Source organism: Nocardioides sp. GY 10127, assembly GCF_004919085.1.
Classification (GTDB): Bacteria; Actinomycetota; Actinomycetes; order Propionibacteriales; family Nocardioidaceae; genus Nocardioides.
In genome coordinates this window covers 14977-36440 of sequence record NZ_STGL01000014.1, presented here as the reverse complement: position 1 = coordinate 36440, position 21464 = coordinate 14977, and the positions used below count along the sequence as shown (strand labels likewise).

The following is a 21464-nucleotide window of genomic DNA, read 5'->3' as shown; positions in this document are numbered from 1 at the left end:
CAGGTGTTCGGGTGGTCGCGGCCCTCCGCGCCGGCGCGTTCCTCGGCTGCCGTCCCGGTGGTGTCGTGCACGTCGTCACCGGAGCCGCCACTGCCTCGGGTCGGTGGGCCACCGTGTCGTCACGGCCGGCGTGCGGCGTGCGCACCCGCCGCCTGGCTGTCGTCCCGTCCACCGGCCCGATTGACCTCCATGGCGCGCGGTTCTGCCGCCGCTGCACGCGGCACCTGCCGCCCGTCCTCGGCCGCACCACCGCGGGCCTCGTGAGCCGCGACGAGACCGCTGCCGTCTACGCCGACCTCACCCTCGACGACCTTCGCCAGGCCCTCGCCTGGGCCCGGACCGTCGACGAGGCCCACGGCGTCGGGTACCTCGCGCTCCTCATCCACGGGCCCGCTCCGCTGCACCGCCCCACCGACCCCGCCCGGCTCGCCCGCTGGGACCTCGAGACCGCCACCCGAGACCGGCTCCGCCGCCTCCGCCACGCCGCCCTCACCCCCGAGGAGCGAGCCCAGGCCGCCGACGACGCCCGCCGGCAAGCCGAGGACGCCGCGCGTGTCCAGGCCGCGCACGCCCGCGGCTACCGCATGGACCGCATCACCGACCGCCGCAACCGAGGTCAGTACGTCCCGACCTGGGACCGCGACCTCCTCCGCACCTGACCACCGTTCACGAAGGGAGACACCGTGAGCTCGACCAAGAACCGCCGGATGCGGGCCAGCACCTGGGGGCTGCTGCTCCTGTGGGGCATCCGCACCCCCGAGACCCGCACCCTGCTCCGCCACCGCCCCGCGGCGACGATCCGTCCCGACGAGGTCCTCGTCCCCGTGGTGAGGCTCCCCCACATGCAGGACACCCCGAAGCCGGGGACCCAGCGATGACTCCCCTCAGCGTGCTCCGCACTCTCCTCGGGTGCCTGCTGTGGGCAGCCGGCTGCGCCGCGTCCGCGGCCGTGGACCGGCTCGCCCCGTCCGAGGACGCCGCCGACACCGAGACGAAGGCCCAGCTGTACGCCGCGCTGGCCACCGCGTACGAGCGGGCCGAGTACCACGCCGCCCGCGACCGCGACTTCGCCGCGTGGGAGCTCGAGCTGGCCCAGGAGGCCCAGGGATGAGCCCCACCGACCTCACCGCCGTCGTGGTCGCCGGGTGGATCGTCCTCACCGGCCTGTCCCTGCTGCTCCCCCTCGCGTGCCTGGTCGACCACCTCACCCGCGACCGGCGGCTCCGCGCACACCGGCGGCCGCGGCTCGCGATCGTGCACAACGCCGACCGGCCCAGCCGGCGCCCCGCCCCCACGCCGCCCGCCGCGGTCCTCCGCCACCGGGGGCGACCGTGAGCCGGCCCTGGGAGTGGTGCCGGGTCCGGGGCTGCGAGCACCGCATCCGCTGGGCCCGCGTCAACGGCGCCAGCCGCCCGTTCGAGTGGGAGGACCGGCCCCCGTTCACCCCCGAAGCCGCAGACGCCCTCGTCCTCATCAACGGCCAGGCGTTCACCCCGCGCGCCGCCATCGAGCACTTCCAGTTCAGCCGCGAGATCACCGAGGCCAAGGCCCGCGAGCTCGTCGCCGGCTACCCGTTCCACCGGCTCCACCGGCACAGCCCGGACGAGCTGGCCAACCTCACCACCGCCTGACCCAACGTCGAGGGAGACACCACGTGAAGGCGCTCAGCGTCCGTCAGCCATGGGCATGGGCCATCCTCCGAGCGGGGAAGACCATCGAGAACCGCACCCGCGGCACCAGCCACCGCGGCCTGCTGCTCATCCACTCCTCCAGGAGCATGGCCGCCACGGCCGAGCAGCACCAGATCGAGGACCTGGCACACCCGCTCCGCATCCCACCATTCGGCCGCCCGGCCGAGGACACCGCGCTGAAGTTCGGCGCCATCATCGGCGCCGTCACCCTCGACCGGGTCCACACCTGCGACGGGTCGTGCTCGCCCTGGGCCTGGCCGGGCGCCATGCACTGGGTCCTCTCCGCCCCCGTCGTCCTCACCGACCACATCGAGGTCCCCGGCCGACTCGGCGTCTGGGACGTCCCCGCCGACATCGCCGACCGCGTCCGGAAGGCGATGCCTCGATGACCTGGTTCCGCGTCGACGACCAGCTGCCCGACAACCGCAAGGCCCGCAGCATCCGCAGATCCCACCCCGAGAAGACCCGCGACTCCAGCCCCTTCGGCCTGTGGACCCTGGCCGGCGCCTGGGCCGGGCGGCAGCGCAACGGCGGCTTCGTGCCCGCCGAGGTCCTGGAGGAGTGGGACGACGACGCCACCGCCATGGCCGCTCGCCTCGTCGACGCCGGCCTGTGGCGCCCCGACGAGGTCGACGACGAGCCCGGCTACCGGTTCCACGACTGGAACGACATGAACCCCGGCGTCGAGGCGCCCGACTACTCCGACGCCGGCGCGCAGGGCAACCACATGAGGTGGCACGTCCGCGAGGGCAAGGTCTCCAAGACCTGCCGGTTCTGCACCGACACCGACACCCCCGACTCGCGGCCCCCGGTCGCCCCGAGTCGGGGGCGACTCGCCCCCGACTCGCCCCCGACTCGCGACCCCGAGTCGCCCCGGCCCGACCCGACCCGACCCGACCCGACCGCAGCGGCTCGCGCGACGACGCCGCCGCAGCCTGTGGATAACGACGTCGCGATCGACATCCTCGCCAGCAAGCTCCGCCGCTACACGGCCCTCACCGGCATCCGCACCGACAAGCTCAAGCCCCACCAGGCCGCCGCGATCTGCAACCTCATCGCCATCCACGGCGACCAGAAGCTCGTCGACGTCGCCGTCCGCACCCTGCGCCGCGACGACCCCCCGCAGACCATCCAGGCGTTCCTCGCCGGCTGGGAGTCCATCCCCCACCCCGGCGCCCCCGCCCTGGCCCTCGTCACCGACACGCCGTGCCCGGCCGGAGGCCACACCGGCACGACCCGCTTCTGCATCCAGTGCGCATCCGAGTCGAAGGCAGCCCGATGACCCTCCCGTACAGCCGCAGGACCCGCCCGGCACGCCGCCGGGACACCGGACCCACCACCGAGACCCGCATCCTCGTCCGCGAGCGCTCCGCCGGCCGCTGCGAAGGCTGCGGCCGAGCCCTCCACGCCGCCGGCACCTGGACCGCCGACCACTCCTTCCACCACCGCCGCCCCCGCGGCATGGGCGGCACCACCGACCCCGCCGCGAACACCCCCGCGAACCTCCTGCTCCTGTGCGGCACGGGAACCACCGGATGCCACGGCTGGGTCGAGAGCAACCGCGGCAAGGCCACCGCCCTCGGCTGGCTCGTCCCCCGCGGCACCGACCCCGCCGACGTCCCCGTCTACGACATCCACGCCACCCGCGACATCCACGACCACGTCTGGCTCACCACCGACGGCTACTACACCCCCACCCCGCCCACGGGAGGCCACCGGTGACCGACAACCAGGCACCCACCGCGACCACCGTCGCCCGGAACCTCGACGAGATCATCGCCCTCGCCGACACCCTCCTCGACCAGGCCATCAACGACGCCCGAGCCACCATCGACGGCCACTCCCTCCCCGGCGGCCTCGCGATGATCGACCTCGCACCCGTCTCCGACCCCGACTCCTGGCAGCGCCGCGTCGACCTCCACGAGCACTGGCAGCTCCCCGGCCCCTCCCCGGCCATCGACGCCGACGACGACACCGGCGACGGCGTGAAGACCCTCCCCGTCCTCCAGGTCCTCCGCTGGTGGAGCGAGCAGTACCGGTGGGCCGTCGGCGCCGTCTGGGACCACATCCCCACCATCCGCACCGAAGCCTCGTTCCTCCGCCACCACCTCGACTGGGCCCGCACCGCCGACGCGGCCCGCTGGACCCACCTCGCCAACGACGTCCGCGACTGCCGCACCCACCTCGAGAACATCACCCGCGCCGGGTCCCGCGACGACCGCACCCGCGTCGTCTGCGACCGACCCACCTGCCCCACCCACCCCCGCCTCGTCCGGTCCTACGCACCCCGCTACATCGCCGCCTGGGCCTGCGTCGGGTGCGGCGCTATCACCCCCGCGAAGCAGGTCTGCGACACCTGCGGCCGCATCACCCCCGCCGGCACCGACCGGACCTGCACCGCCACCGCCCGCCGACAGACCACCACCAGCAGCGAGTGCGGCGGCCGCCTCAAGCCCGCCGCGGACACCCTGACCTGCCCCCGCCCGTGCGCCTCCACGCTGCCCCTCGAGCCCGTCTGGGACAGCCACCCCGAGGACGACCGGTGGAAGTGCCCCGCCTGCAAGCACCGCTACGACGACGACGCCCTGCAGCGCGCCCACGCCGCCCAGCTGCGCCGCGAGGAGGCCGCGAAGTACGTCGCCCTCCCCGACGCCCGCTCCACCCTGGCCGCCCAGGGCCGCGCCCCCCGCACCATCGCGAAGTGGCTCGGCCCCGTGCTCGAGCACGTCGCAGACCACTGCACCGAGTGCGGCGCCACCTGGCCCCCGTCCGAGTTCAACGCCTGCCCCGCCGACCTCTTCGACCCGGCCACCCACGAGCTCGACCGCTGCGGCGGCGAACTCCGCGCCGCGTTCACCGGCGACCCCGAGGCCGTGATCGACGGCTACTGCGAGCTGAAAACCCGCCGGGTCTGGGTCTGGTGGCCCGACCTCTGGCACCGCCACCTCACCACCCAGACCCGCCGACCCACCGCCGGCTGACACCCCAGGAGACCACCCCATGGCCATCACCACCATCGCCGAGGCCCAGGCCGCCATCGACGTCATCCGCCACCTCACCCGCGAGGAGCTCGGCGACCCCGACCGCATCCGCGGCGCCATCGAGCAGCTCGCCCAGAGCGCCGGCGCCCGGATGCAGACCACCGTCATCTACGACAAGCACGCCCTGGACGCCGCCCTCGTCCGAGCCCAGCAGGCGGCTTCCCAGTGACCACCACCACGGTGCTGCCGCACCCGCCCGGCGCCGCGCTCGCGCAGACCGCACCCCACCCGAACGCCGCGCACCGCGGGTACGACACCACCGGCATCGCCCACGACCACGCCTGGAACGACGTCCTCGACCTCATGGCCGCCGGCATCAGCCAGCACGACGCCTCCCAGGCCGTGTGGGGCAACCCCGCGCGCATCCGAGACCACCGCCTCGCCGCCACCCTCACCGTCCGCGCCGGCTTCGCGGCCGCGTTCCCGAACCTCGTTCTCCCGCCCATCCACCTGCCCAGCACCGGAGCCTGACCATGCCCACCGGAACACCCATGACCTACGTCGCCGCGACCGGCCACCGGCCCCTCCCCGCCGTTTCCGTGCGCCGCATGCCCGACTACTCCGCCCGGCCCGCCGGCCTGGACTGGGACGCCCTCACCCCGACCTGCAGCCTCTGCGGGAAGCCGTCCGGCTCGGTCGACACCGAGACCGGCCTCTGCCAGCCGTGCACCGACCCCATCAGCTACACCCCCACCAGCGCCGCCGCGCCAGGTGGCCCGGGAGACGCCGCCCGGCGCCCGGGCCCGCGCCGCCGCTACGCCCAGCGCGACGCCCACATCGTCGAGCGGTACAACGCCGGGGACCCCGTCACCACCATCGCCACCGACCAGAGCATGAGCCCGGGCGCCGTCCGCGCGGTCCTCGACCGGGAGGGCATCCAGCGGCGCCGCACCCTCGGCGGGAACCGCATCGCTGAGGACCGCGACCCCTCCATCGTCGACAAGGTCCGCCGCCTCTACGTCGACGAGCACTGCAGCGTCGAGGAAGCCGCCCGCCGCCTCGGCGTCGGCGTGAGCCGGGTCCGGTCCGTCATGCGCCGCAACGGCATCGAGCCCCGCCAGACCGGCGGCACGGCACCCATGCCGCAGGACGTCCGCGACGACATCATCCGCCGCTACAACGCCGCCGAGCCCGCCCCGGCCATCGCCGCCGCCCACGGCATCAACCCCAGCACCGTCTACACCGTCCTCCGCGCGGCCGGCGTCCCCACCCGCAAGCAGGCGACCCGATGACCACCACGACGCAGCTCGACATGCCAGACCCCGCCGGCCGTGCGGAGCTCCAGCAGCACATCGAGGACGCCCGCGACTCCCTCCGCCGCGCCCGCACCGCGCTCCTCACGGCCGTCGCGGCCGGCCGCCGCGGCGGCCTCACCTGGGCCCAGATCGGGTCCGCGCTCGGCACCACCCGCCAGTCCGCGTGGGAGCGGTTCAGCCACCACATCGAGGCCCACCCGTGATCGGCGGGTCCCTGCCGTGGCGCGTGACCTGCGGCATCTGCAACGCCACCGACCTCTGCCAGACCCCCGAGCAGGTCGGCGAGTGGGACCGAACCCACCGCCTCACCTGCCCCGGCCGCCCACCCCAGGCCACCAGCAACTGACACCTCAGGAGACCACCATGACGCTCAACCCCATCACCGCCCACCGCGCCCGCCTCGACGCCCGCCTCGAGGCCAGCTGCGCCACCGCCCGCGAGGAGGGCCGCTCCCAGGCCGTCGCCGCCGCCATCGCGCTCCTCCAGGACCGCGCCGCCCAGGAGCACGGCACCCCGGGCGCCGCGCACCGCCGCAAGGCCCTCCGCAAGGCTGCCGGAGCCCTCAGCGCCGAGGCCAGCACCGGAGCCGCCTCGTGAGTACCGACACCACGAGCCGAGCCCAGGCCATCGCGCTGCTCGAAGCCGTCCTCGCGACCCCGCACCCGCGGCTCGCCATGCCGGCCATCGCGAGTAACCACGAGCTGACCCTGGCCGAGCTCCAGACCATCCTCGGCCGCCACGGCTACCCCGACACCGACGTCATGCGGCGGCGGCGCGCGCAGCTGCTCGCCGAGCACCAGGCCGGCGCCGCGGAGCCCCCGGCCAGACCCGCCCCGGACCCGGTCGCCCCGCCCGAGGCCCCGGCCGCTCCGGCGCCGCGGCTCACCCTCGGCGCGCTCCTCGCCGAGGCCGAGGACTCCCCGATGGCCCGCCACCGCCGGGCCGCGGCCACCATCCGGGACCGCATCGACACCCTCCGCGCTGACCTCGAGGACTACCGCCGCACCCACGAGGAGGAGGAGAAGGCCCGGAAGGAGGTCGAGGCCGCGCGCCGGGCCCTCGCCGCGGCCCAGGACCGGCTCCGCGCCGCCTCCGGCAAGCCGCCGGCGAAGAAGAGCCAGCCCGCGGCCGTGGTGAAGCCCCGCGGGGAGCTCATCCACGAGTGCCAGAACGAGGGCTGCGACCGACGCTTCGACACCACCCAGGGCCGCTCCATGCACCAGCGGATGAAGTGCGAGCACCGCCCCACCGCATCGGCTCAGACGTCCACGACCGACCAGGAGGCGTGATGGGTGTCGACGTGAACCTCTACGTGGAGGCAGACCCGAACCCGGAGCGCCTCGCCAAGGCCGAGGAGTTCTTCATCGCCCGGAGCGACCTCGCGGACACGGATGACCGATTCCCGCACGCGCTCATACTCACGGTCGATGACCTGTCTTCGGGTCGCCCGAGGGTCGAGGTCAACACTCTGAGCAGGTACTACGGCCCCTGCTACGAGCGCGGCAACTGGCCCAGGATCTACGGCGCCATCCGCGTGCTCCAGGCCGCGTTCCCTGGCGAGAAGGTCTTCTACGGCGGCGACTCCAGCGACGACGGCGTCGAGTGCACCGAGGAGTACCTGGCTGAGGTCTGGGCGCACTTCCTCGGCCCGAACGGGGACGCGTACCGGACCCGGATGGCCGCCGCACGGAACACCTCCGTCCGTCCCGAGCCGTCGTCCACGAACGACCAGACCCGCGAGGAGACTCGATGAGCGAGATTCCGCTGGACGTGCGCGCTGGCCTGGAGCTGATGGGCTCACTGATGGCGGCGAACGCACGCCAGGCCGAGGCGACGACAAACTCGATTTTCGCCTTCAAGGACCGCGAGATCCGCGAGCTGCGCGAACTCGTCCGCGACATGGTCGCGATCTGGGAGTCGGCCGCGGTGATCGATCGGACGGCCGAGCGTGACTGGATAGACATCGTTGAGGTCCGGGCGTTCATGGTGATCGAGAACCTCAAGCGCGAGGCACTGCGATGAGCAACCGGGCTGACGAGAACCGCGCTGTCCGTCCCGACTCCGACGAGGAGGCCGGCCGGTGAGCGCGTGGACCGAGGCGACCGCGGCCCGGCGCGACTGCGCCACCTGCCCGTCCCGCGACGTCTCCGAGCACCACCACGAGGCGTGCGCCCGCCGCGTCCGCGCCATCGACGAGGCCCAGGCCCTCGGCCGCGCCCAGGGCATCCCCGAGGTCACCACGGCGGACCTATGGGCGCACCTCGGCCACGTCGCCGTCGCCCCCGAGGACGCCACCCGCGTCATCCGCCAGGTCATCGACCTCGGATGGCGCCCCGTCGTCGGCAAGGACCGCACCCGGCTCTGGCCGGCACCCACCACCACCGAGCCCGAGGAGGGCACCCCGTGAGCACATTCAACTACCGCTGGACCGTGCACGCCGACGTCACCGCCGAGGTGGAGATCGACCTGGCCGACTACGACGGCGACGAGTTTGCCGCCGAGGAAGCGGCCCGCGACCTGGCCTTTGACCTCGCGCAGGCCCGCCTCGGCGACTGCGCCGTCACCCTCAACGGCGCGGCCATCCACGCCGACATCGACGGCATCGAGCCCGAGCAGGTGGAGGACTGATGAGCGAGACCGAGACCCCCGACCCGCTGGTGGCGCTGATCGAGGCAGTCAACGAGCGCGGCCTCGAGGTGCTGTTCTACGACCCCGAGAACGCCTTCCCCTTCGTCCTCCCCAAGACGCGGCAGGCCGTCGTACTGCTGCCCGGTGATGGCTCGGCGACCGAGTTCCGTGACGACGCACCCCCGCCGCTTGCCCACCTCACCCCGCTGCAGCGCGCCATTGCCGTGACGCGCCTGCGGTACATCGCGGACCACATCGAGCGAGAGGAGCAGGACCGTGGCTGACCTGGACATCGACACTGCGACCACCCACAGCATCAGGTGGGACTACGACGCCGGCGACGTCACCGCGACGGCGATCTGTCATGCGGAGCCCGGTGCCGACTGCCGACTCACGAGCACGACCTGCGAGTGCGAGGAGTGGGGCGAGATCAGGCGACGCGACGACGGCACGATCTGGCACCGAATCGTTGGCGGAACCGAGACCGAGCCGCAGTGGCACCAGGTCGTCCCCCAGGACGACTGCAACGTCTGCCTGTTCATCAACGACAGCGGCTGCCCTGAGGAGTTCGGGGGGAACCGCTACTTCACCATCGCAGAGACCCCGATCCGGCCCGTCTGGTTGGTTGACGGCTGCGACTGGGAGCCAGCGACCAGCAGCACGGACGAGCTGGAGCGGCTGCGGGCGACGGTGGCGCGGGTGGAGGCGCTGTGCGAGGAGGACGCACGCGCTCGGAGGGAGTGCCGGGCCCTGGACGACTGCGGATGCTCGACCAAGGACTGCTACGAGTGCGGCGAGTGGCACAACTGCAGGCACGGCGGCTTCGGCCAGGTCCGCGCCGCGCTGGGAGGTGGCTCGGATGCCTGACCCGACGCCCGAGACTGAGGCTCTGCCGATGACCAGATTCGGCCCGTGGGTCGCTGGCTCCTGCCCAGCCTGCGGCATGAGCTCGATGTTCGTCGGTCAGGGCGGCTACCTCACCTGCGGCTCGCTGTCCTGTCCCGATCCCATCGCGCCGTCCGTGGCGCTCGGTGTGGAGTTCCCAGCGTCGCACCGTCGGCCCGGTCAAGAGGCCGACCGTGACTGAGGTCCGCGTGGAGTATGGCCTGCGCATCGACTGCGCTTTGCAGGGCTGCGACGAGCCCCACTTCGACAACGGTGACGTACTGCGGCGGCGGTACGAGCGGCCCACGACCACGAGCGTGAACGGCCACGCCGTCACGCTGGTCCAGCGGACGGTCACATGGGCCGAGTGGGAGTCGAGCGATCGGCCCGGACTGAGCGGCTCGGAGGAGACCCCGTGAACGCGCCGGCACACCTCGGCGCCCGGGCGCTCGACGGCGCCGCGCTGCTCATCGCCGCAGCCGGCATCGCGGTCATGCGCTGGGCCTGGCGCCGCGGGATGAGGTGGTGGTGATGGCCGGCCTCGGCATCCTGCTCACCATCGGCATCCTCGTGCTGCTCCTGCTGTCCTACCGGCAGGGCGGGCCCCGGGACCGAGGAGGACGACGATGGACGACCTGATCCGGTCCCTCATGCTCGAGCGGTACGGCCAGAACGGGTGGTGGAAGCGCGACAGCCGCAGCAAGCCAGCCCCCGCACCGCTGCCGCAGGACGACGAGCTCACCTGCCGCCGCCGGCGCGACGCTGCAGCTGCTGAGGCAGCAGCCGCAGGGCTCGACGACGACCTGCCCGCGGCTCAGTGACCGGGCACCGGCCGCGTGTCGCTGGCGGCCATCCAGCCTGCTGTGGCATCGTTGTGCCGCCGGATGGTGGGCGACTGCATGCCCAGACCATCCGGTTTCGTGTTGGTGGGTCCCTCGTTCCCCGCCGCACGAGAGGAGATAGGGGTGTCTCCGACGCACGTCGCACCGGTCCCGGGGAAGGGCCCCTCGCGGCGTGCGAACAGGCGCGGGTGGCGGTCGGGATTGGTCTCCCCCGCCCGGCCGTCACCCGTCACCCCGCCGCTCGATGCAGGGGGGTGCTTCGGTGGCACGTCGCTCGATCACCTACGCCGGCCGCTCCTGGCAGGACCCGCGCAACACGCGCGCCTGGCGCGCGCTCGTCGCACTCGTCGTCCGGGAGGAGCCGGTCTGTTGGCTGCGCTACCCGGGCGTGTGCACCGTGGCCAGCACGACGGCTGACCACGTCATCCCCTGGTCACGACGGCCCGACCTGGGCATGGATCGCGGCAACCTGCACGGCGCGTGCCGGCCGTGCAACGAGCACCGCGGGAACGGCTCGCCCAGCCGCCCCAGAGGCCGCCAGAAGCGGCGCCAGAGGCCCGCAGCGCTCAGCTTCTTCGACTGATCCGGCCCGAAAAATCCAGCCTCGTGGGCGCGGAGGGCAGCGGGCTCTCCCTTCCTCTCTCCCCGAGGGCCCCACGTCACGCTAAGGAGCCGCGCCGTGGTCGTTACGTGCGCCCAGTGCGGCGAGAAGTTCGAGGGCAAGCGCTCCACGGCCAAGTTCTGCGGCGCTCGGTGCCGGCAGCAGTCGCGCAGGGCAGCTCCCGCTGAGCAGGCAGCCGCCATCCGGCCCGACCGCCTCGGCGTCGTTGAGATCGTCGCCACCGAGCTCGCCTCGATGGGTAAGACCAACACCGTCCTCGGCGCGCAGGCCCTCCAGCTCGCCGAGCGCCTCACCTCGAGCAAGGACACCGGGTCCGCCATCGCCGCGGTCTCCCGCGAGCTCGACCGGGTCATGGTGCGACTCTCCGCCGGCGCCGCGAAGCAGGAGGACCAGCTCGCATCTGCCAGGAGGCGCCGTGACGAGAAGCGCCGGGCGGCAGCCGAAGCGAGCGAAGCGTAGGAACCCCGCGGCCTGGTCGCACGAGGTCGAGTACCTCTACACCCTCGGCCCCGAGGTCGCCGACGTCGCGGCCGAGTCCGGCCTGATCCCCGACGAGAACCAGCAATGGATCCTCGACCAGACCTTCGGGGTCGACGCGAACGGCAAGCCCGCCGCGTTCGAGGTCGACCTCATCGGGCCGCGGCAGAACATCAAGACCAGCTCGATCATCATGATGGAGCTCGGGTGGCTCTACGTCACCGAAGAGCCGTTCATCCTCCACACCGCGCACGAGCTCGACGCCGCCGAAGAGGCGTTCATCGACCTCCGCGAGCGGCTGCTCGACACCCCGCTGCTCCGCAAGGAGCTGAACCCGGCGAAGGGCGACCGGGAGACCCCCGGCATCTACACCGGCAACGGGTCGTGGGAGATCCACCTACTCAACGGTTCTCGCCTCAAGTACAAGGCCCGCGGCAAGGACTCCGGCCGCGCGCTCACCGCGGACAAGCTCGTCCTGGACGAGGGGTTCTCCCTAGTGCCCGCGCAGGTGGGGTCGCTGTACCCCATCCTCACCACGATCCCCGACGCCCAGGTCATCGTGGCCTCATCCGCCGGCAAGCTCTACTCCGACGTACTCCGCGAGCACCGAACGCGCGGCCGGAAGGGCCTCTCCCCTCGCCAGTTCTACGCCGAATGGGGCGACACCGACCCGTGGGACGGATGCAAGGCACGCGACTGCGAGCACGCCCTCGACGCCGTCGGCTGCGCACTCGATGACGAAGAGCGGTGGGCACGGATCATGCCTGCGTGGGGACTGCGGGTGTTCCCCGAGACGATCAGGAACATGAGGCAGGCCATGCCCCCTCTCGAGTTCGCCCGCGAGTTCATGGTCTGGTGGGAAGACCCCGCCGCCACCGCAACCCCAGGGGTCCTCGACTTCCAGAAGTGGACAGCGCCTGTCACTGAGGGTGGCTGCCTCAACCCCTCCGCCCCTTCTCCGTCCGGCCGAGTCGAGCTGATGCTCGATGTCTCCCCCGACCGCCGGTCGTCGACCATCGGCGCGGCCTCCACCATTGGGTCCCGGACCCTAGTCATCACCACCACCATCCCCGGGACCGACAGGACCGTCGAGGCGCTCGGGAAGCTCCACGCGAAGCGGAAGATCAAGAGCCCCGTGGCGCTCGTGCCGAACAGCCAGGCAGGCGCACTGATCCCCGACCTCGTCAAGGCAGGCATCCCCTGGGAGCCCCTGACCAGCGTCCAGGTCGGCCAGGCCACCGCTGCGTTCATCGAGGGCGTCTCGAAGGGCCGGATCATGCACGTTGGACAACCCGAGTTCGACAAGGCCGTCGAGAACGCCACCACGAAGTTCACCGCCCGCGGCGAAGCCGAGGTGTGGGACCGCCGCGACAAGACCATCTCGATCGGCCCCGTCGTCGCAGGGTCCGGCGCCGCGTTCCGTCTGGCGCTCAAGAAGCCACCCGCTCCGGCCCCGCGCCGCGTCGGATCGTCGCCCGCCGCCGGCCGGGGACACGCCCCGAACATCGCCACGACCGGCTTCTAGCCGCACCCGGGAAGGGGGAACCTCCGCATGGCCGAGACCCCGACCGCCCGTCCCGTCCGCGAGCGCGGCTACGCGCGGGCCGCCAGCAGCAACGTCTGGTGGACCGACCTGACGAACGAGACCACCCCCGAGCTGCGGTGGCCCCTGTCGATCAACGTCTTCGACCGGATGCGGAAGCAGGACGCGCAGGTCGCCTCGGTGCTCCGCGCCGTCACCTCGCCGATCATCCGGACCCGCTGGAGCATCGACGGGAGCGGATGCGCTCCCGAGGTCACCGAGTTCGTGGCCCGCAACCTCGGCCTCCCGATCCAGGACGCGCCCACCGACGAGCCTCTTGACGCCTCGCTGCGCGGACGCGACCGGTTCTCCTGGGACGATCACCTGCGCCTGGCGCTGCTCATGCTGCCGTTCGGGCACATGTACTTCGAGCAGGTCTACCGACTCGACGAGGCGACGGGGCTGTTCATGCTCCGCAAGCTCGGCGAGCGGCACCCCGCGACCATCGCGAACGTGACCGTGGCTCGCGACGGCGGGCTGGTCTCGATCACCCAGTCCGGCACCAACGCGCTGGGCGGCCTCGCCCTGACCTACAACGGCTCGAGCGACGGAGTCACCATCCCCGTCTCCAGGCTCGTGGCCTATGTCCTCGACCGCGAGGGCGGAAACTGGCTCGGCCAGTCCCTGCTCCGCTCGGCCTACAAGAACTGGCTCCTCAAGGACCGTGCCCTGCGCACCTGGTCGCAGTCCATCGACCGGCAGGGCATGGGGCTGCCCATCTACACCGCGGCCGAGGAAGAGACGAACCTCGACGCCGGCCAGGAGATCGCCGCGGGGGCCCGCTCGGGCGACAACTCTGGCGCCGCGCTGCCCCACGGCGCCCAGTTCGACCTCGTCGGGGTCTCCGGCAGCCTGCCGGACATCGACTCGTTCGTCCGCTACCAGGACGAGCAGATCGCACGCGCCGTGCTCGCCCACTTCCTCAACCTCGGCACCCAGACCGGGTCCTGGGCGCTGGGGTCGACGTTCGCCGACTTCTTCACCCTCTCGCTCCAGGCCATCGCCGAAGAGGTCCGCGACACCGCCAACGCGCACATCATCGAGGACCTCGTCGACATCAACTTCGGCGCCACGGTCCCCGCGCCCCGGCTCGTGTTCGACGAGATCGGGTCGCGCGCCAGCGAGCTCGACCGCGTCCGCGAGGCCGCCGGCCTGAGCAGCGACGCCGACCTCGTGAAGTTCCTCCGATCCACGCCCGCGACCCAGGGAGGCACCGCGTGAGCACCCGCACCCCCATCCAGCTGCCCGCCGCCCCGGCCGCAGGAGCGCCGACCTACCGATTCTGGGGCCACCAGAAGCCCCCGGCCGACGCCGAGCGGCTCTGCTCCGTCGTGGTCCGCAAGGCCACCGAGGAGCCCACGCGGGCCACGCTCCGCATCTACGGGCCCATCGACTCCTGGGGCGGGTTCTGGGGTGTCTCCGCCAAGGAGGTCGCCGAGGCCCTCGACGCCCTCGACGAGTCCGTCACCGACATCACCGTGCGCGTCAACAGCCCCGGCGGGGAGTGCTTCGAGGGCCTCGCGATCCTCAACCTGCTCCGCGCGCACCGCGCCCGCGTCACCGCCGTCGTCGACGGCCTCGCCGCATCCGCGGCATCGTTCATCGCCGCCGGCTGCGACGAGACCGTCATGGCACCCGGGACCACGATGATGATCCACGACCCGTGGTCCTCGGCCTGGGGCTGCAACGCCGACGAGATGCGCAAGGAAGCCGGCATCCTCGACAAGATCGCCGAGTCCATGGCCAGCCTCTACGCCGACGCCGCCGGCGGCACCGCCGCAGACTGGCGGGCCGTCATGGTCGAGGAGACCTGGTACACCGCCGACGAGGCCGTCACCGCCGGCCTCGCGCAGAGCGTCGCTGTCATCCCCGACACCGGCCAGGTCGCTACCGCCGGCAACGACGAGCACGACGACGCCGAGGACCCGCTCACCGACCCTGCCGCGCTCTTCGACCTCTCCCACTTCGCCCACGCCGGGCGCACCGCAGCCCCGGCCCCCCGGGTCGCCCCCGGCATCGCGGCCCACGCCCGCGACTTCCTGCGCGCCCAGGCGGCGCAGGACCACACTCCCCCGGCCGCGTCCGCGGACGGGTCCACCACCCATCAGGAAGGGACTGCCGTGTTCACCGACGAGCAGATCACCGAGATCCGAGGGGCGCTCAACCTGAGCGCGGACGCTGACGCGGACGCCGTGCTGACGGCCCTGCGAGAGCGGACCTCTACCCAGAACACCTCGACGACGCCCGAGGGCATGCAGCTCGTCGAGCGCGACGTCCTCGCCGAGCTCCGCGCCGGCGCCGCCGCCGGCCGCGAGGCCCAGGCCACCCTCGCCGCCCAGGAGCGCGACCGCACCATCGCGGCCGCCGTCGCCGACGGCCGCATCACCCCGGCCCGCCGCGACCACTGGTCCACGGCCTACGACGCCGACCCCGAGGGCACCCGCCAGATCCTGGCCTCCCTCGAGCCCGGCCTCGTCGTCAACACCACCGAGGCCGGCCACGGCGGCCAGCCCGAGGCCGCCGACGACACCGCCACGTTCGAGGCCGCCCACGTGGCCTTCCTCAAGCAGCAGGGCATCACGACCAAGACCGAGAAGGGGGCCTGACGATGGCCGACTACCTGCCCAAGTTCTTCGTCGGCGCCAAGCCGACCATCCTGGCCGGCTCCGGCGGCGTCACCGGAGGCAAGCTCATCGAGCACGATGGCACGGTCTCCGCGGCCGCGTCGCTCACCGTCATCGGCGTCGCCGCCACCGACGCTGCCGTGGGCGACCCCGTCACCTACTTCCCGCTCCCGGGCCAGGTCCACTACCTCACCGCCGGCACCGGCGGCGTCACCGCCGGCCAGCTCGTGAAGTCCGACGCCTCCGGGAACGTCGTGACCGCCACGTCGGGCACCGACGCCGACGCCGCCATCCTCGGCATCGCCCTGACCACCGCCACCGCGACGAACGTCGCCGAGATCCTCGGAAAGTGAGGGCCTGACCATGGCCACCAGTTCCCCCGCAGCGCCGACCCTCAGCGGCACCACGCTGAGCCTCGACGTCTACCTGAACAACCCGGTCTACTTCGCCCGCCTGGCCGCGGACCTCACCAAGACCCGCCCCATCGGCGGCGACCTGCTCAAGGGCCGCGTCGACGTCACCGGGTCCGGCAGTCTGCTGTTCGAGGGCCTCGACTCCCTCTTCGCCGACCAGGACCCCGGCGTCGTCGCCCAGCTCGGGGACTACCCGCTGGTCACGACCAGCAACGGCACCCCGTCGGTCGCCGAGACCGTGAAGAACGGTCTGGCCACCGAGTTCTCGGACGAGCTCGCCTCCCGCGGCCGCTTCGACGAGCTCAGCAAGAAGACGAAGAAGCTGACCAACTCCGTGGCCAAGCTCTTCGACACCACGGTCACCACGGCCGTCACCTCCTCGGTGACCGCCACGACCGCGGCCACGGCCACGTTCGACAACGCCTCCGGCAACGGGTTCCGCGACATCCAGGTCGCCCGAGCGAAGATCGAGGAGGCCGGCGACGCCATCGGCGTGGCCTACAACCCCGACGTCGTCGCCTGCCGGCCGCTGATCTTCGCCTACGTCGTCGAGCAGCTGGTCCGCATCGGCGCGCTGCAGTCGGCCGAGGCGCTCGTCGCCAACGCCACCGGCATCGTGTTCTCGGCCGCCGACGGCATGACCTACCTCCGCGCCAGCGCCTCCTTCGGCTCCGGCACCAAGGTGTTCGTGGCCGACTCCACCATGCTCGGCGGCATCGCGACCGAGAACCTGGGCGGCGGCTACACGAAGATGGGCACCGACCCGCTCGACGCCGAGGTCAAGGTCATCCGCGAGGACAAGCGCGACGGCTGGCACATCCAGGCCCGCAAGGTCGCCGTCCCGTTCGTCACCGACCCGGCCGCCGGCATCTGGATCACGGGGGCGCACTCCTGATGGGGTACGTCGTGACGGCGCCGCTCGTCCAGGTCGCCACGACCGCGGGCGGCGCCGGTGTCCAGGTGTCGCGCGGCCGGACGGTCCCCTCGAACATCACGGAGACCGCGCTCGCCGTGCTCATCGAGAACGGCTACGTCGAGAAGCAGGGCGCCGCGGCTGAGCCGGAGACCCCGGCCCAGCCGGCGCCCGGCACCGTGAAGGCCATCCTGTCCGAGGTCGGGGACGACCCGGCCGCGGCCACCGCGGCCCTGGACGCCGAGGTGGTGGGCGAGAACCGCGCCACCCTCGTCAAGAAGCTGCAGGCCATCATCGACGCCGCTGACAGCGGGGACGACACCGACGGCGACACCGAGGACGACGAGTCCTGATGCGCGTCGTAGCCGCACGCCGCGCAGTCGTGCGGCTCACCGACGGGGGGACCGTCGCGCTTGCCGCTGGCGCGGCGGTCCCCTCCTCCGCCGACCCCGGGCACGTCGAGAAGCTCGCCGCGCGCGGGGTGCTCGTCGACGCCCCGAAGGCCCGGAAGCCCCGGGCACGGAAGCCCGAGGCCGAGGACCAGCCCGACACCCGGCCCGAAGACCAGGACGGCGAGCAGTGACCGAGCCCACCTACGAGGACGCCGAGGCTGCCGTCGCCGAGTACGGCGACACCCCACTCGACCTCTCCCCCCTCGCCTCCGAGGTCGACCTCGGCGCCGTCACGGCGCTGTTCGTGGCGCGCGAGGACCTCCCCGTCTTCGACACCGCCGACCCCGCCCACGCCCACTACCTCCGGGCCCTGGACGGGATCGCCACCGAGGTCGAGGCCATCGTCGGGTCCGACCCCCAGGCCCCCGTGCGGAAGTTCGCGCTCCGGGCCATCGCCATGGGAGTGGCCGCCCAGCTCGAGCGGAGCATCTTCCCCGAGCAGCAGACCGGCGACGACAACAGCAGCGAGTACCGCGACGCCTATCTCGCGCTCCTCGCGCAGCTCCGCGCCAGCGGTGCCACCAGCGACGGGGCCCTACGCGGCGGCCTGTCCCCGGTCGGGTCGTTCCCGGCCGCGCCGCGGTACCCCGACCCAGCCGAACGCCGCTGCTGGTAACCACCCGCCCCTGAGAACCGGGAGGTGACCCATGGCCTACTCCTCCCCGCTCGAGGTTGACACCTCGGCCGCCGCCGGGCTCCTCGACGGCATCATCGGGCGCCTCGACTCCGCCGACCCGCTGCTCGGGTTCCTCCTCGACAAGCTCACCGACCACGAGGCCCAGGTGTTCGCGACCCGCGGGTTCGGAGCCTGGCCGAACCTCGACCCGGACACCACCCGCGAGAAGGGCTCCTCCCGGGTCCTGGTCGACACCGGGGGGCTCCTAGACGCGCTCACCGACCCGTCCTCCCGGGCCTACACGCGACACGGCGAGAGCCTCGAGCTCGATCCGCCCGACCCCGCCCGGTACCTCGCAGCAGGCGCCCGGGGCGCTCCACGCCGCGACCCGATCCCGGCCCCGACGCCGTTCACCCTCACCACCTGGGGCAGCGACCTGCTCGACGCGATCGTCAGCGGCCAACTGCTCTGACCCAGTCAGGACGGAGACCCGGGGACCATGCCGTTGAAGCTGATCGACGCCGACCAGGTGTGCACCGCCGTCGCCGCCTCGGTGCTGGAGCACCTCCCCGCCGTTATCACCGCCGCCGGGCTCAACGCCTCCCAGTGGAAGCCGCCGCGCGACTTCAAGCAGGTGCCCACGGCCGACGCCCTGGGCAAGATCGCGGCCTGGCCCGCCGGCGCGAGCGCCTGCCCCGGCCTCCTCGAGCCCCCGACCCGCACCGTCGACGGCTGGCGGGCCACCTGGCGAGTGTTCCTCGCCGTCTACGACCGCGGCGGCGACTACACCGCCACCGCGGCCCGGGTCCGGAAGTGGGCCGCGCTCGTCCGCGCGGCAGCCCTTCACGACCCCACCCTCGGCGGCGTCGCCCGCAGCGTCACCTGGGCAGACGAGTCCTACCTCCTGCGCACCGCCGCCGGCGAGGCCCGAACCATCGGCGGCGCCACCGTCGCGCTCAACATCCAGGTCAGCGACGCCGTCGACGCCACCGACCTCACCGCCGACCCGCTGCCCACCGTCACCACCACCAGCACCAGCGTCGCCGTCCGCGTCCGCTGAGCCAGCCCAGGCGTCCACCCACCAAGGAGAGCCCCATGTCCCGTCCGCAGACCACCGTCACCGTGACGCCGGCCCTGGCCCGCCGCGGTACCCCGACCCCGACCGGCTCGCTGTTCATGGTCTACGCCGGCGCCGCCGGCCCGACCACCCCGGCCGCGTACCTCACCCAGTCCTCCGCAACCACCGCCGGTGTCCCCGACGCCCAGGCCCAGTGGATCGCCGACGCCCTCACCACCGGCGCGCCGGAGGTCATCGCCGTCCGCGCGGCCGCCGCCGACCCCGACGCGGTCACCCAGGCCGAGTGGGCAGCCGGCCTGGCCACGCTCACCGCCGAGTTCGGCGTCGGGCAGGTCATCATCCCCGGCGTCTCCACCGACGCAGCCTGGTCGGCACTCCTCGCCCACGCCGACTCCTCCGGCCGCACCGTCCTCCTCGACGCCGCCTCTGACGCCGACGCCGCCACCCTCGCCACCGACGCCGCCGCGCTCGCCGCCTCCGACGGGGCCGAGCGCGCCACGATCATCGCTCCCTGGGTCACCGTCCCCGTGTCCGGCGGCACCACCCGGGACGTCCCCGGCAGCGTGTTCGCCGCCGGCCTCGCCGCCCGCGGCGACGCCGCGCTCGGCCACGCCAACCACATGCCCGCCGGCGACCAGGGCCGCGACGCCGGCGTCGTGTCCACCTCCTCCGCCATCACCGTCACCTACACCGACGCCGAGCTCGACGACCTCCACGACGCCGGAGTCTCCGTGTTCCGCCGCATCGGCGGCGTGACGATGCTCTACGGCTGGCGGTCGCTGTCCGACGACACCCGCTTCACCCAGCTCAACTGGGGCCGCATGGCCATGCAGCTCGCCGACGGGGTCTCCTCCGTCGTCGCGCCGTACCTGTTCCGGCAGATCGACGGCCAGGGCGGCCTGTTCGCCGAGGTCGAGGGCGCCCTCCGCGGCTACCTCGCGCCCCTGTGGGCCGACGGCGCGCTGTACGGCGCCACCGCCGAGGACGCCTACGACGTCGTGGTCGCCGACCTCAACACCGAGGAGACCATCGCCGCCGGCCAGCTCGTCGCGGCCGTCGAGGTCTCCCTGTCCGCCGCCACCGAGCGGGTCGTCATCAACGTCGTGACCTCGAACGTCACGTCCGTCGCCTGAGCCCGGCCACCCGACACAGAGGAGCAGCCCCATGTCCGCGCAGCACCAGAGCATCGTGACCGTCCACGTCGACGGCGACCCCCTCGGCCGGTTCTCCACCCGCACCGGTGGCGAGTCCGCCGCCGAGATCAGCAAGTACCGCCCCGGCGGCGCCCTGAAGCAGAAGGCCCGGCACGGCCTCACCGACATCGGCGACGTCACGGTCTCCCGCGAGTGGGAGGACGACCGCGACAACGCCGTCGAGCGGAAGGCCCGCAACAAGATCGGCGCCAAGATGGTGGTCTCCGAGCAGCCCCTGGGCGACGACATGACCGCCTCCGGCAAGCCCAAGACCTGGACCGGGGTCCTGCAGTCCGTGAACGGCGGCGACTACGACGCCGAGTCCAACGACGGCAAGACCCTCGAGCTCGTCATGGTCTGCACCGAGGTCGGCTGACCATGACCAACACCAGCGGCACCACCCCCAGCGTCCCGAGCATCCCGGCCGCGGACTCCAGCCCCCTGGCTGGGCTCCGCGCCCGCCGCGAGGCCGCCCGTGCCGAGCTCACCTTCGACCTGCCCGTCCCGCTGTACGACCCGCCGCTCTACATGCGGTTCCGGGCCGTCACGCACGAGCAGATCACCGGCCACAGCAAGCGGCTGGGGAAGACGAAGGCGCTCGACAAGGACGTCAGCATCAACGCCGCCGTCCTCGCCGACGCCGCCGTCGGTGTCTTCGATGACTCCGACCCCGAGGAGATCATCCCGCTCCTCGACCTCGTCGAGACCCTGCAGATGCCCGAGAAGTCCACCGCGGGCGACGTGATCCGTGAGCTCCTGCTCCGTGACGGCGACATCATCGCCATGGGTGCCAAGGTGTCCGAGCGGTCCGGGTACAGCCTCGAGGACCTCGAGGAGCGCGAGAGGGGAAACTGAGCGGCGACCCGGCCGTCGAAGCGGCCGCGGTCGCTCTCTTCCTCGGGTGGGGCAACCCCCTCGAGTTCCTCGCGCTACCCGCCGACGACTTCCGCGTCGCCTCGGCCGTGGTCCAGAAGGCCCACGAGATCCACGTCGAGCAGAGCGCCCGGCTCGCCGACTACACGGCAGCACGCACCGGACACGAGACCGCCATCCGCGTCGTCCCGCCGCTGGCCAAGACCCTGCAGCGCGCGGTCCACGCCATCGCCCGCTGGGCGGCCAGATCTGCAGGCTGACGAGACCCGTGAGGAGGT

At 72.8% G+C, this 21464-nt stretch carries 40 protein-coding genes; all 40 read left to right on the top strand.

Annotation, left to right across the window (positions count from 1 at the left end; translation table 11 throughout):
• The first annotated feature begins 11 nt into the window (after positions 1–11).
• The 40 genes from E8D37_RS19135 (at position 12) to E8D37_RS20005 (ending at position 21446) form a co-directional block, all read left to right on the top strand.
• The gene (locus tag E8D37_RS19135) at positions 12–659 is read left to right on the top strand and encodes a hypothetical protein (protein ID WP_136571443.1); all 648 of its coding nucleotides are present in this window, start codon (positions 12–14) and stop codon (positions 657–659) included.
• A gap of 24 nt (positions 660–683) precedes the next feature.
• Entirely contained in the window at positions 684–878 is a 195-nt protein-coding gene (locus E8D37_RS19130) for a hypothetical protein (RefSeq protein WP_136571442.1), read from the top strand.
• The gene (locus tag E8D37_RS19125; protein ID WP_136571441.1) at positions 875–1111 is read left to right on the top strand and encodes a hypothetical protein; all 237 of its coding nucleotides are present in this window, start codon (positions 875–877) and stop codon (positions 1109–1111) included. The genes E8D37_RS19130 and E8D37_RS19125 overlap by 4 nt, the downstream gene beginning before the upstream one ends.
• Positions 1108–1335 carry a hypothetical protein gene (locus E8D37_RS19120; protein ID WP_136571440.1) on the top strand — a complete coding sequence of 76 codons (228 nt, stop codon included), beginning with the start codon at positions 1108–1110 and terminating at the stop codon, positions 1333–1335. The genes E8D37_RS19125 and E8D37_RS19120 overlap by 4 nt, the downstream gene beginning before the upstream one ends.
• On the top strand, positions 1332–1631 hold the full coding sequence (locus E8D37_RS20025) for a hypothetical protein (protein ID WP_168929832.1): 300 nt from the start codon (positions 1332–1334) through the stop codon (positions 1629–1631). The genes E8D37_RS19120 and E8D37_RS20025 overlap by 4 nt, the downstream gene beginning before the upstream one ends.
• Before the next feature lie 23 nt (positions 1632–1654).
• A complete protein-coding gene (locus tag E8D37_RS20020; RefSeq protein WP_168929831.1) occupies positions 1655–2080 on the top strand; it encodes an ASCH domain-containing protein in 426 nt (141 codons plus the stop codon).
• Complete coding sequence (locus E8D37_RS19110) at positions 2077–2973, top strand: hypothetical protein (RefSeq protein ID WP_136571438.1); 897 nt, start codon at positions 2077–2079, stop codon at positions 2971–2973. Before E8D37_RS20020 ends, E8D37_RS19110 begins: the two co-directional genes overlap by 4 nt.
• Entirely contained in the window at positions 2970–3413 is a 444-nt protein-coding gene (locus tag E8D37_RS19105; RefSeq protein ID WP_136571437.1) for an HNH endonuclease, read from the top strand. Before E8D37_RS19110 ends, E8D37_RS19105 begins: the two co-directional genes overlap by 4 nt.
• A complete protein-coding gene (locus E8D37_RS19100) occupies positions 3410–4672 on the top strand; it encodes a hypothetical protein (RefSeq protein WP_136571436.1) in 1263 nt (420 codons plus the stop codon). Before E8D37_RS19105 ends, E8D37_RS19100 begins: the two co-directional genes overlap by 4 nt.
• A 19-nt stretch (positions 4673–4691) precedes the next feature.
• Positions 4692–4901: a hypothetical protein gene (locus E8D37_RS19095; protein ID WP_136571435.1), complete on the top strand. Its 210-nt coding sequence runs from the start codon at positions 4692–4694 to the stop codon at positions 4899–4901.
• The gene (locus E8D37_RS19090) at positions 4898–5203 is read left to right on the top strand and encodes a hypothetical protein (protein WP_136571434.1); all 306 of its coding nucleotides are present in this window, start codon (positions 4898–4900) and stop codon (positions 5201–5203) included. Before E8D37_RS19095 ends, E8D37_RS19090 begins: the two co-directional genes overlap by 4 nt.
• Before the next feature lie 77 nt (positions 5204–5280).
• Positions 5281–5964: a hypothetical protein gene (locus E8D37_RS19085; protein WP_136571433.1), complete on the top strand. Its 684-nt coding sequence runs from the start codon at positions 5281–5283 to the stop codon at positions 5962–5964.
• On the top strand, positions 5961–6191 hold the full coding sequence (locus E8D37_RS19080; protein ID WP_136571432.1) for a hypothetical protein: 231 nt from the start codon (positions 5961–5963) through the stop codon (positions 6189–6191). The genes E8D37_RS19085 and E8D37_RS19080 overlap by 4 nt, the downstream gene beginning before the upstream one ends.
• Positions 6188–6334 (top strand): hypothetical protein, encoded by a 147-nt coding sequence (locus E8D37_RS20015; RefSeq protein WP_168929830.1) that lies wholly within the window; start codon positions 6188–6190, stop codon positions 6332–6334. The genes E8D37_RS19080 and E8D37_RS20015 overlap by 4 nt, the downstream gene beginning before the upstream one ends.
• A 17-nt stretch (positions 6335–6351) precedes the next feature.
• A complete protein-coding gene (locus E8D37_RS20665; RefSeq protein WP_136571431.1) occupies positions 6352–6585 on the top strand; it encodes a hypothetical protein in 234 nt (77 codons plus the stop codon).
• Positions 6582–7277 (top strand): hypothetical protein, encoded by a 696-nt coding sequence (locus E8D37_RS19070; RefSeq protein ID WP_136571430.1) that lies wholly within the window; start codon positions 6582–6584, stop codon positions 7275–7277. Before E8D37_RS20665 ends, E8D37_RS19070 begins: the two co-directional genes overlap by 4 nt.
• Positions 7277–7741, top strand: a complete 465-nt coding sequence (locus E8D37_RS19065) for a hypothetical protein (protein WP_136571429.1) — start codon at positions 7277–7279, stop codon at positions 7739–7741. The genes E8D37_RS19070 and E8D37_RS19065 overlap by 1 nt, the downstream gene beginning before the upstream one ends.
• Positions 7738–8010 carry a hypothetical protein gene (locus tag E8D37_RS19060; RefSeq protein WP_136571428.1) on the top strand — a complete coding sequence of 91 codons (273 nt, stop codon included), beginning with the start codon at positions 7738–7740 and terminating at the stop codon, positions 8008–8010. Before E8D37_RS19065 ends, E8D37_RS19060 begins: the two co-directional genes overlap by 4 nt.
• A gap of 58 nt (positions 8011–8068) precedes the next feature.
• Positions 8069–8395 (top strand): hypothetical protein, encoded by a 327-nt coding sequence (locus E8D37_RS19055; protein WP_136571427.1) that lies wholly within the window; start codon positions 8069–8071, stop codon positions 8393–8395.
• Positions 8392–8616: a hypothetical protein gene (locus E8D37_RS19050; protein WP_136571426.1), complete on the top strand. Its 225-nt coding sequence runs from the start codon at positions 8392–8394 to the stop codon at positions 8614–8616. The genes E8D37_RS19055 and E8D37_RS19050 overlap by 4 nt, the downstream gene beginning before the upstream one ends.
• On the top strand, positions 8616–8900 hold the full coding sequence (locus E8D37_RS19045; protein WP_136571425.1) for a hypothetical protein: 285 nt from the start codon (positions 8616–8618) through the stop codon (positions 8898–8900). Before E8D37_RS19050 ends, E8D37_RS19045 begins: the two co-directional genes overlap by 1 nt.
• Positions 8893–9483, top strand: coding sequence for a hypothetical protein (locus tag E8D37_RS19040; protein WP_136571424.1), 591 nt, complete (start codon positions 8893–8895; stop codon positions 9481–9483). Before E8D37_RS19045 ends, E8D37_RS19040 begins: the two co-directional genes overlap by 8 nt.
• 212 nt (positions 9484–9695) lie before the next feature.
• Positions 9696–9920 (top strand): hypothetical protein, encoded by a 225-nt coding sequence (locus tag E8D37_RS19035; RefSeq protein WP_136571423.1) that lies wholly within the window; start codon positions 9696–9698, stop codon positions 9918–9920.
• A gap of 207 nt (positions 9921–10127) precedes the next feature.
• Positions 10128–10322: a hypothetical protein gene (locus E8D37_RS19030; RefSeq protein ID WP_136571422.1), complete on the top strand. Its 195-nt coding sequence runs from the start codon at positions 10128–10130 to the stop codon at positions 10320–10322.
• Between the two features lie 283 nt (positions 10323–10605).
• Complete coding sequence (locus E8D37_RS19025) at positions 10606–10926, top strand: HNH endonuclease (protein WP_206055863.1); 321 nt, start codon at positions 10606–10608, stop codon at positions 10924–10926.
• Positions 10927–11022: 96 nt separating this feature from the next.
• Positions 11023–11424 carry a hypothetical protein gene (locus E8D37_RS19020; protein ID WP_136571420.1) on the top strand — a complete coding sequence of 134 codons (402 nt, stop codon included), beginning with the start codon at positions 11023–11025 and terminating at the stop codon, positions 11422–11424.
• Positions 11381–12967, top strand: coding sequence for a hypothetical protein (locus E8D37_RS19015; protein WP_136571419.1), 1587 nt, complete (start codon positions 11381–11383; stop codon positions 12965–12967). Before E8D37_RS19020 ends, E8D37_RS19015 begins: the two co-directional genes overlap by 44 nt.
• Before the next feature lie 27 nt (positions 12968–12994).
• Positions 12995–14245, top strand: coding sequence for a hypothetical protein (locus E8D37_RS19010; protein WP_136571418.1), 1251 nt, complete (start codon positions 12995–12997; stop codon positions 14243–14245).
• On the top strand, positions 14242–15630 hold the full coding sequence (locus E8D37_RS19005) for a head maturation protease, ClpP-related (protein ID WP_136571417.1): 1389 nt from the start codon (positions 14242–14244) through the stop codon (positions 15628–15630). The genes E8D37_RS19010 and E8D37_RS19005 overlap by 4 nt, the downstream gene beginning before the upstream one ends.
• Before the next feature lie 2 nt (positions 15631–15632).
• On the top strand, positions 15633–16001 hold the full coding sequence (locus E8D37_RS19000) for a capsid cement protein (protein WP_136571416.1): 369 nt from the start codon (positions 15633–15635) through the stop codon (positions 15999–16001).
• Positions 16002–16011: 10 nt separating this feature from the next.
• Entirely contained in the window at positions 16012–16956 is a 945-nt protein-coding gene (locus tag E8D37_RS18995; RefSeq protein ID WP_136571415.1) for a hypothetical protein, read from the top strand.
• Between the two features lie 11 nt (positions 16957–16967).
• On the top strand, positions 16968–17327 hold the full coding sequence (locus E8D37_RS18990; protein WP_136571414.1) for a hypothetical protein: 360 nt from the start codon (positions 16968–16970) through the stop codon (positions 17325–17327).
• On the top strand, positions 17327–17557 hold the full coding sequence (locus tag E8D37_RS18985) for a hypothetical protein (protein WP_136571413.1): 231 nt from the start codon (positions 17327–17329) through the stop codon (positions 17555–17557). Before E8D37_RS18990 ends, E8D37_RS18985 begins: the two co-directional genes overlap by 1 nt.
• Entirely contained in the window at positions 17554–18042 is a 489-nt protein-coding gene (locus tag E8D37_RS18980) for a hypothetical protein (protein WP_136571412.1), read from the top strand. The genes E8D37_RS18985 and E8D37_RS18980 overlap by 4 nt, the downstream gene beginning before the upstream one ends.
• Before the next feature lie 31 nt (positions 18043–18073).
• Positions 18074–18514: a hypothetical protein gene (locus E8D37_RS18975; RefSeq protein ID WP_136571411.1), complete on the top strand. Its 441-nt coding sequence runs from the start codon at positions 18074–18076 to the stop codon at positions 18512–18514.
• A gap of 27 nt (positions 18515–18541) precedes the next feature.
• Positions 18542–19102 carry a hypothetical protein gene (locus E8D37_RS18970; protein WP_136571410.1) on the top strand — a complete coding sequence of 187 codons (561 nt, stop codon included), beginning with the start codon at positions 18542–18544 and terminating at the stop codon, positions 19100–19102.
• A gap of 35 nt (positions 19103–19137) precedes the next feature.
• Positions 19138–20253 carry a hypothetical protein gene (locus tag E8D37_RS20010; protein ID WP_168929829.1) on the top strand — a complete coding sequence of 372 codons (1116 nt, stop codon included), beginning with the start codon at positions 19138–19140 and terminating at the stop codon, positions 20251–20253.
• Positions 20254–20284: 31 nt separating this feature from the next.
• Positions 20285–20689: a hypothetical protein gene (locus E8D37_RS18960; protein ID WP_136571409.1), complete on the top strand. Its 405-nt coding sequence runs from the start codon at positions 20285–20287 to the stop codon at positions 20687–20689.
• Positions 20690–20691: 2 nt separating this feature from the next.
• Positions 20692–21168 (top strand): hypothetical protein, encoded by a 477-nt coding sequence (locus E8D37_RS18955; protein ID WP_136571408.1) that lies wholly within the window; start codon positions 20692–20694, stop codon positions 21166–21168.
• Positions 21169–21275: 107 nt separating this feature from the next.
• Entirely contained in the window at positions 21276–21446 is a 171-nt protein-coding gene (locus tag E8D37_RS20005; protein ID WP_168929828.1) for a hypothetical protein, read from the top strand.
• Positions 21447–21464: the final 18 nt, after the last annotated feature.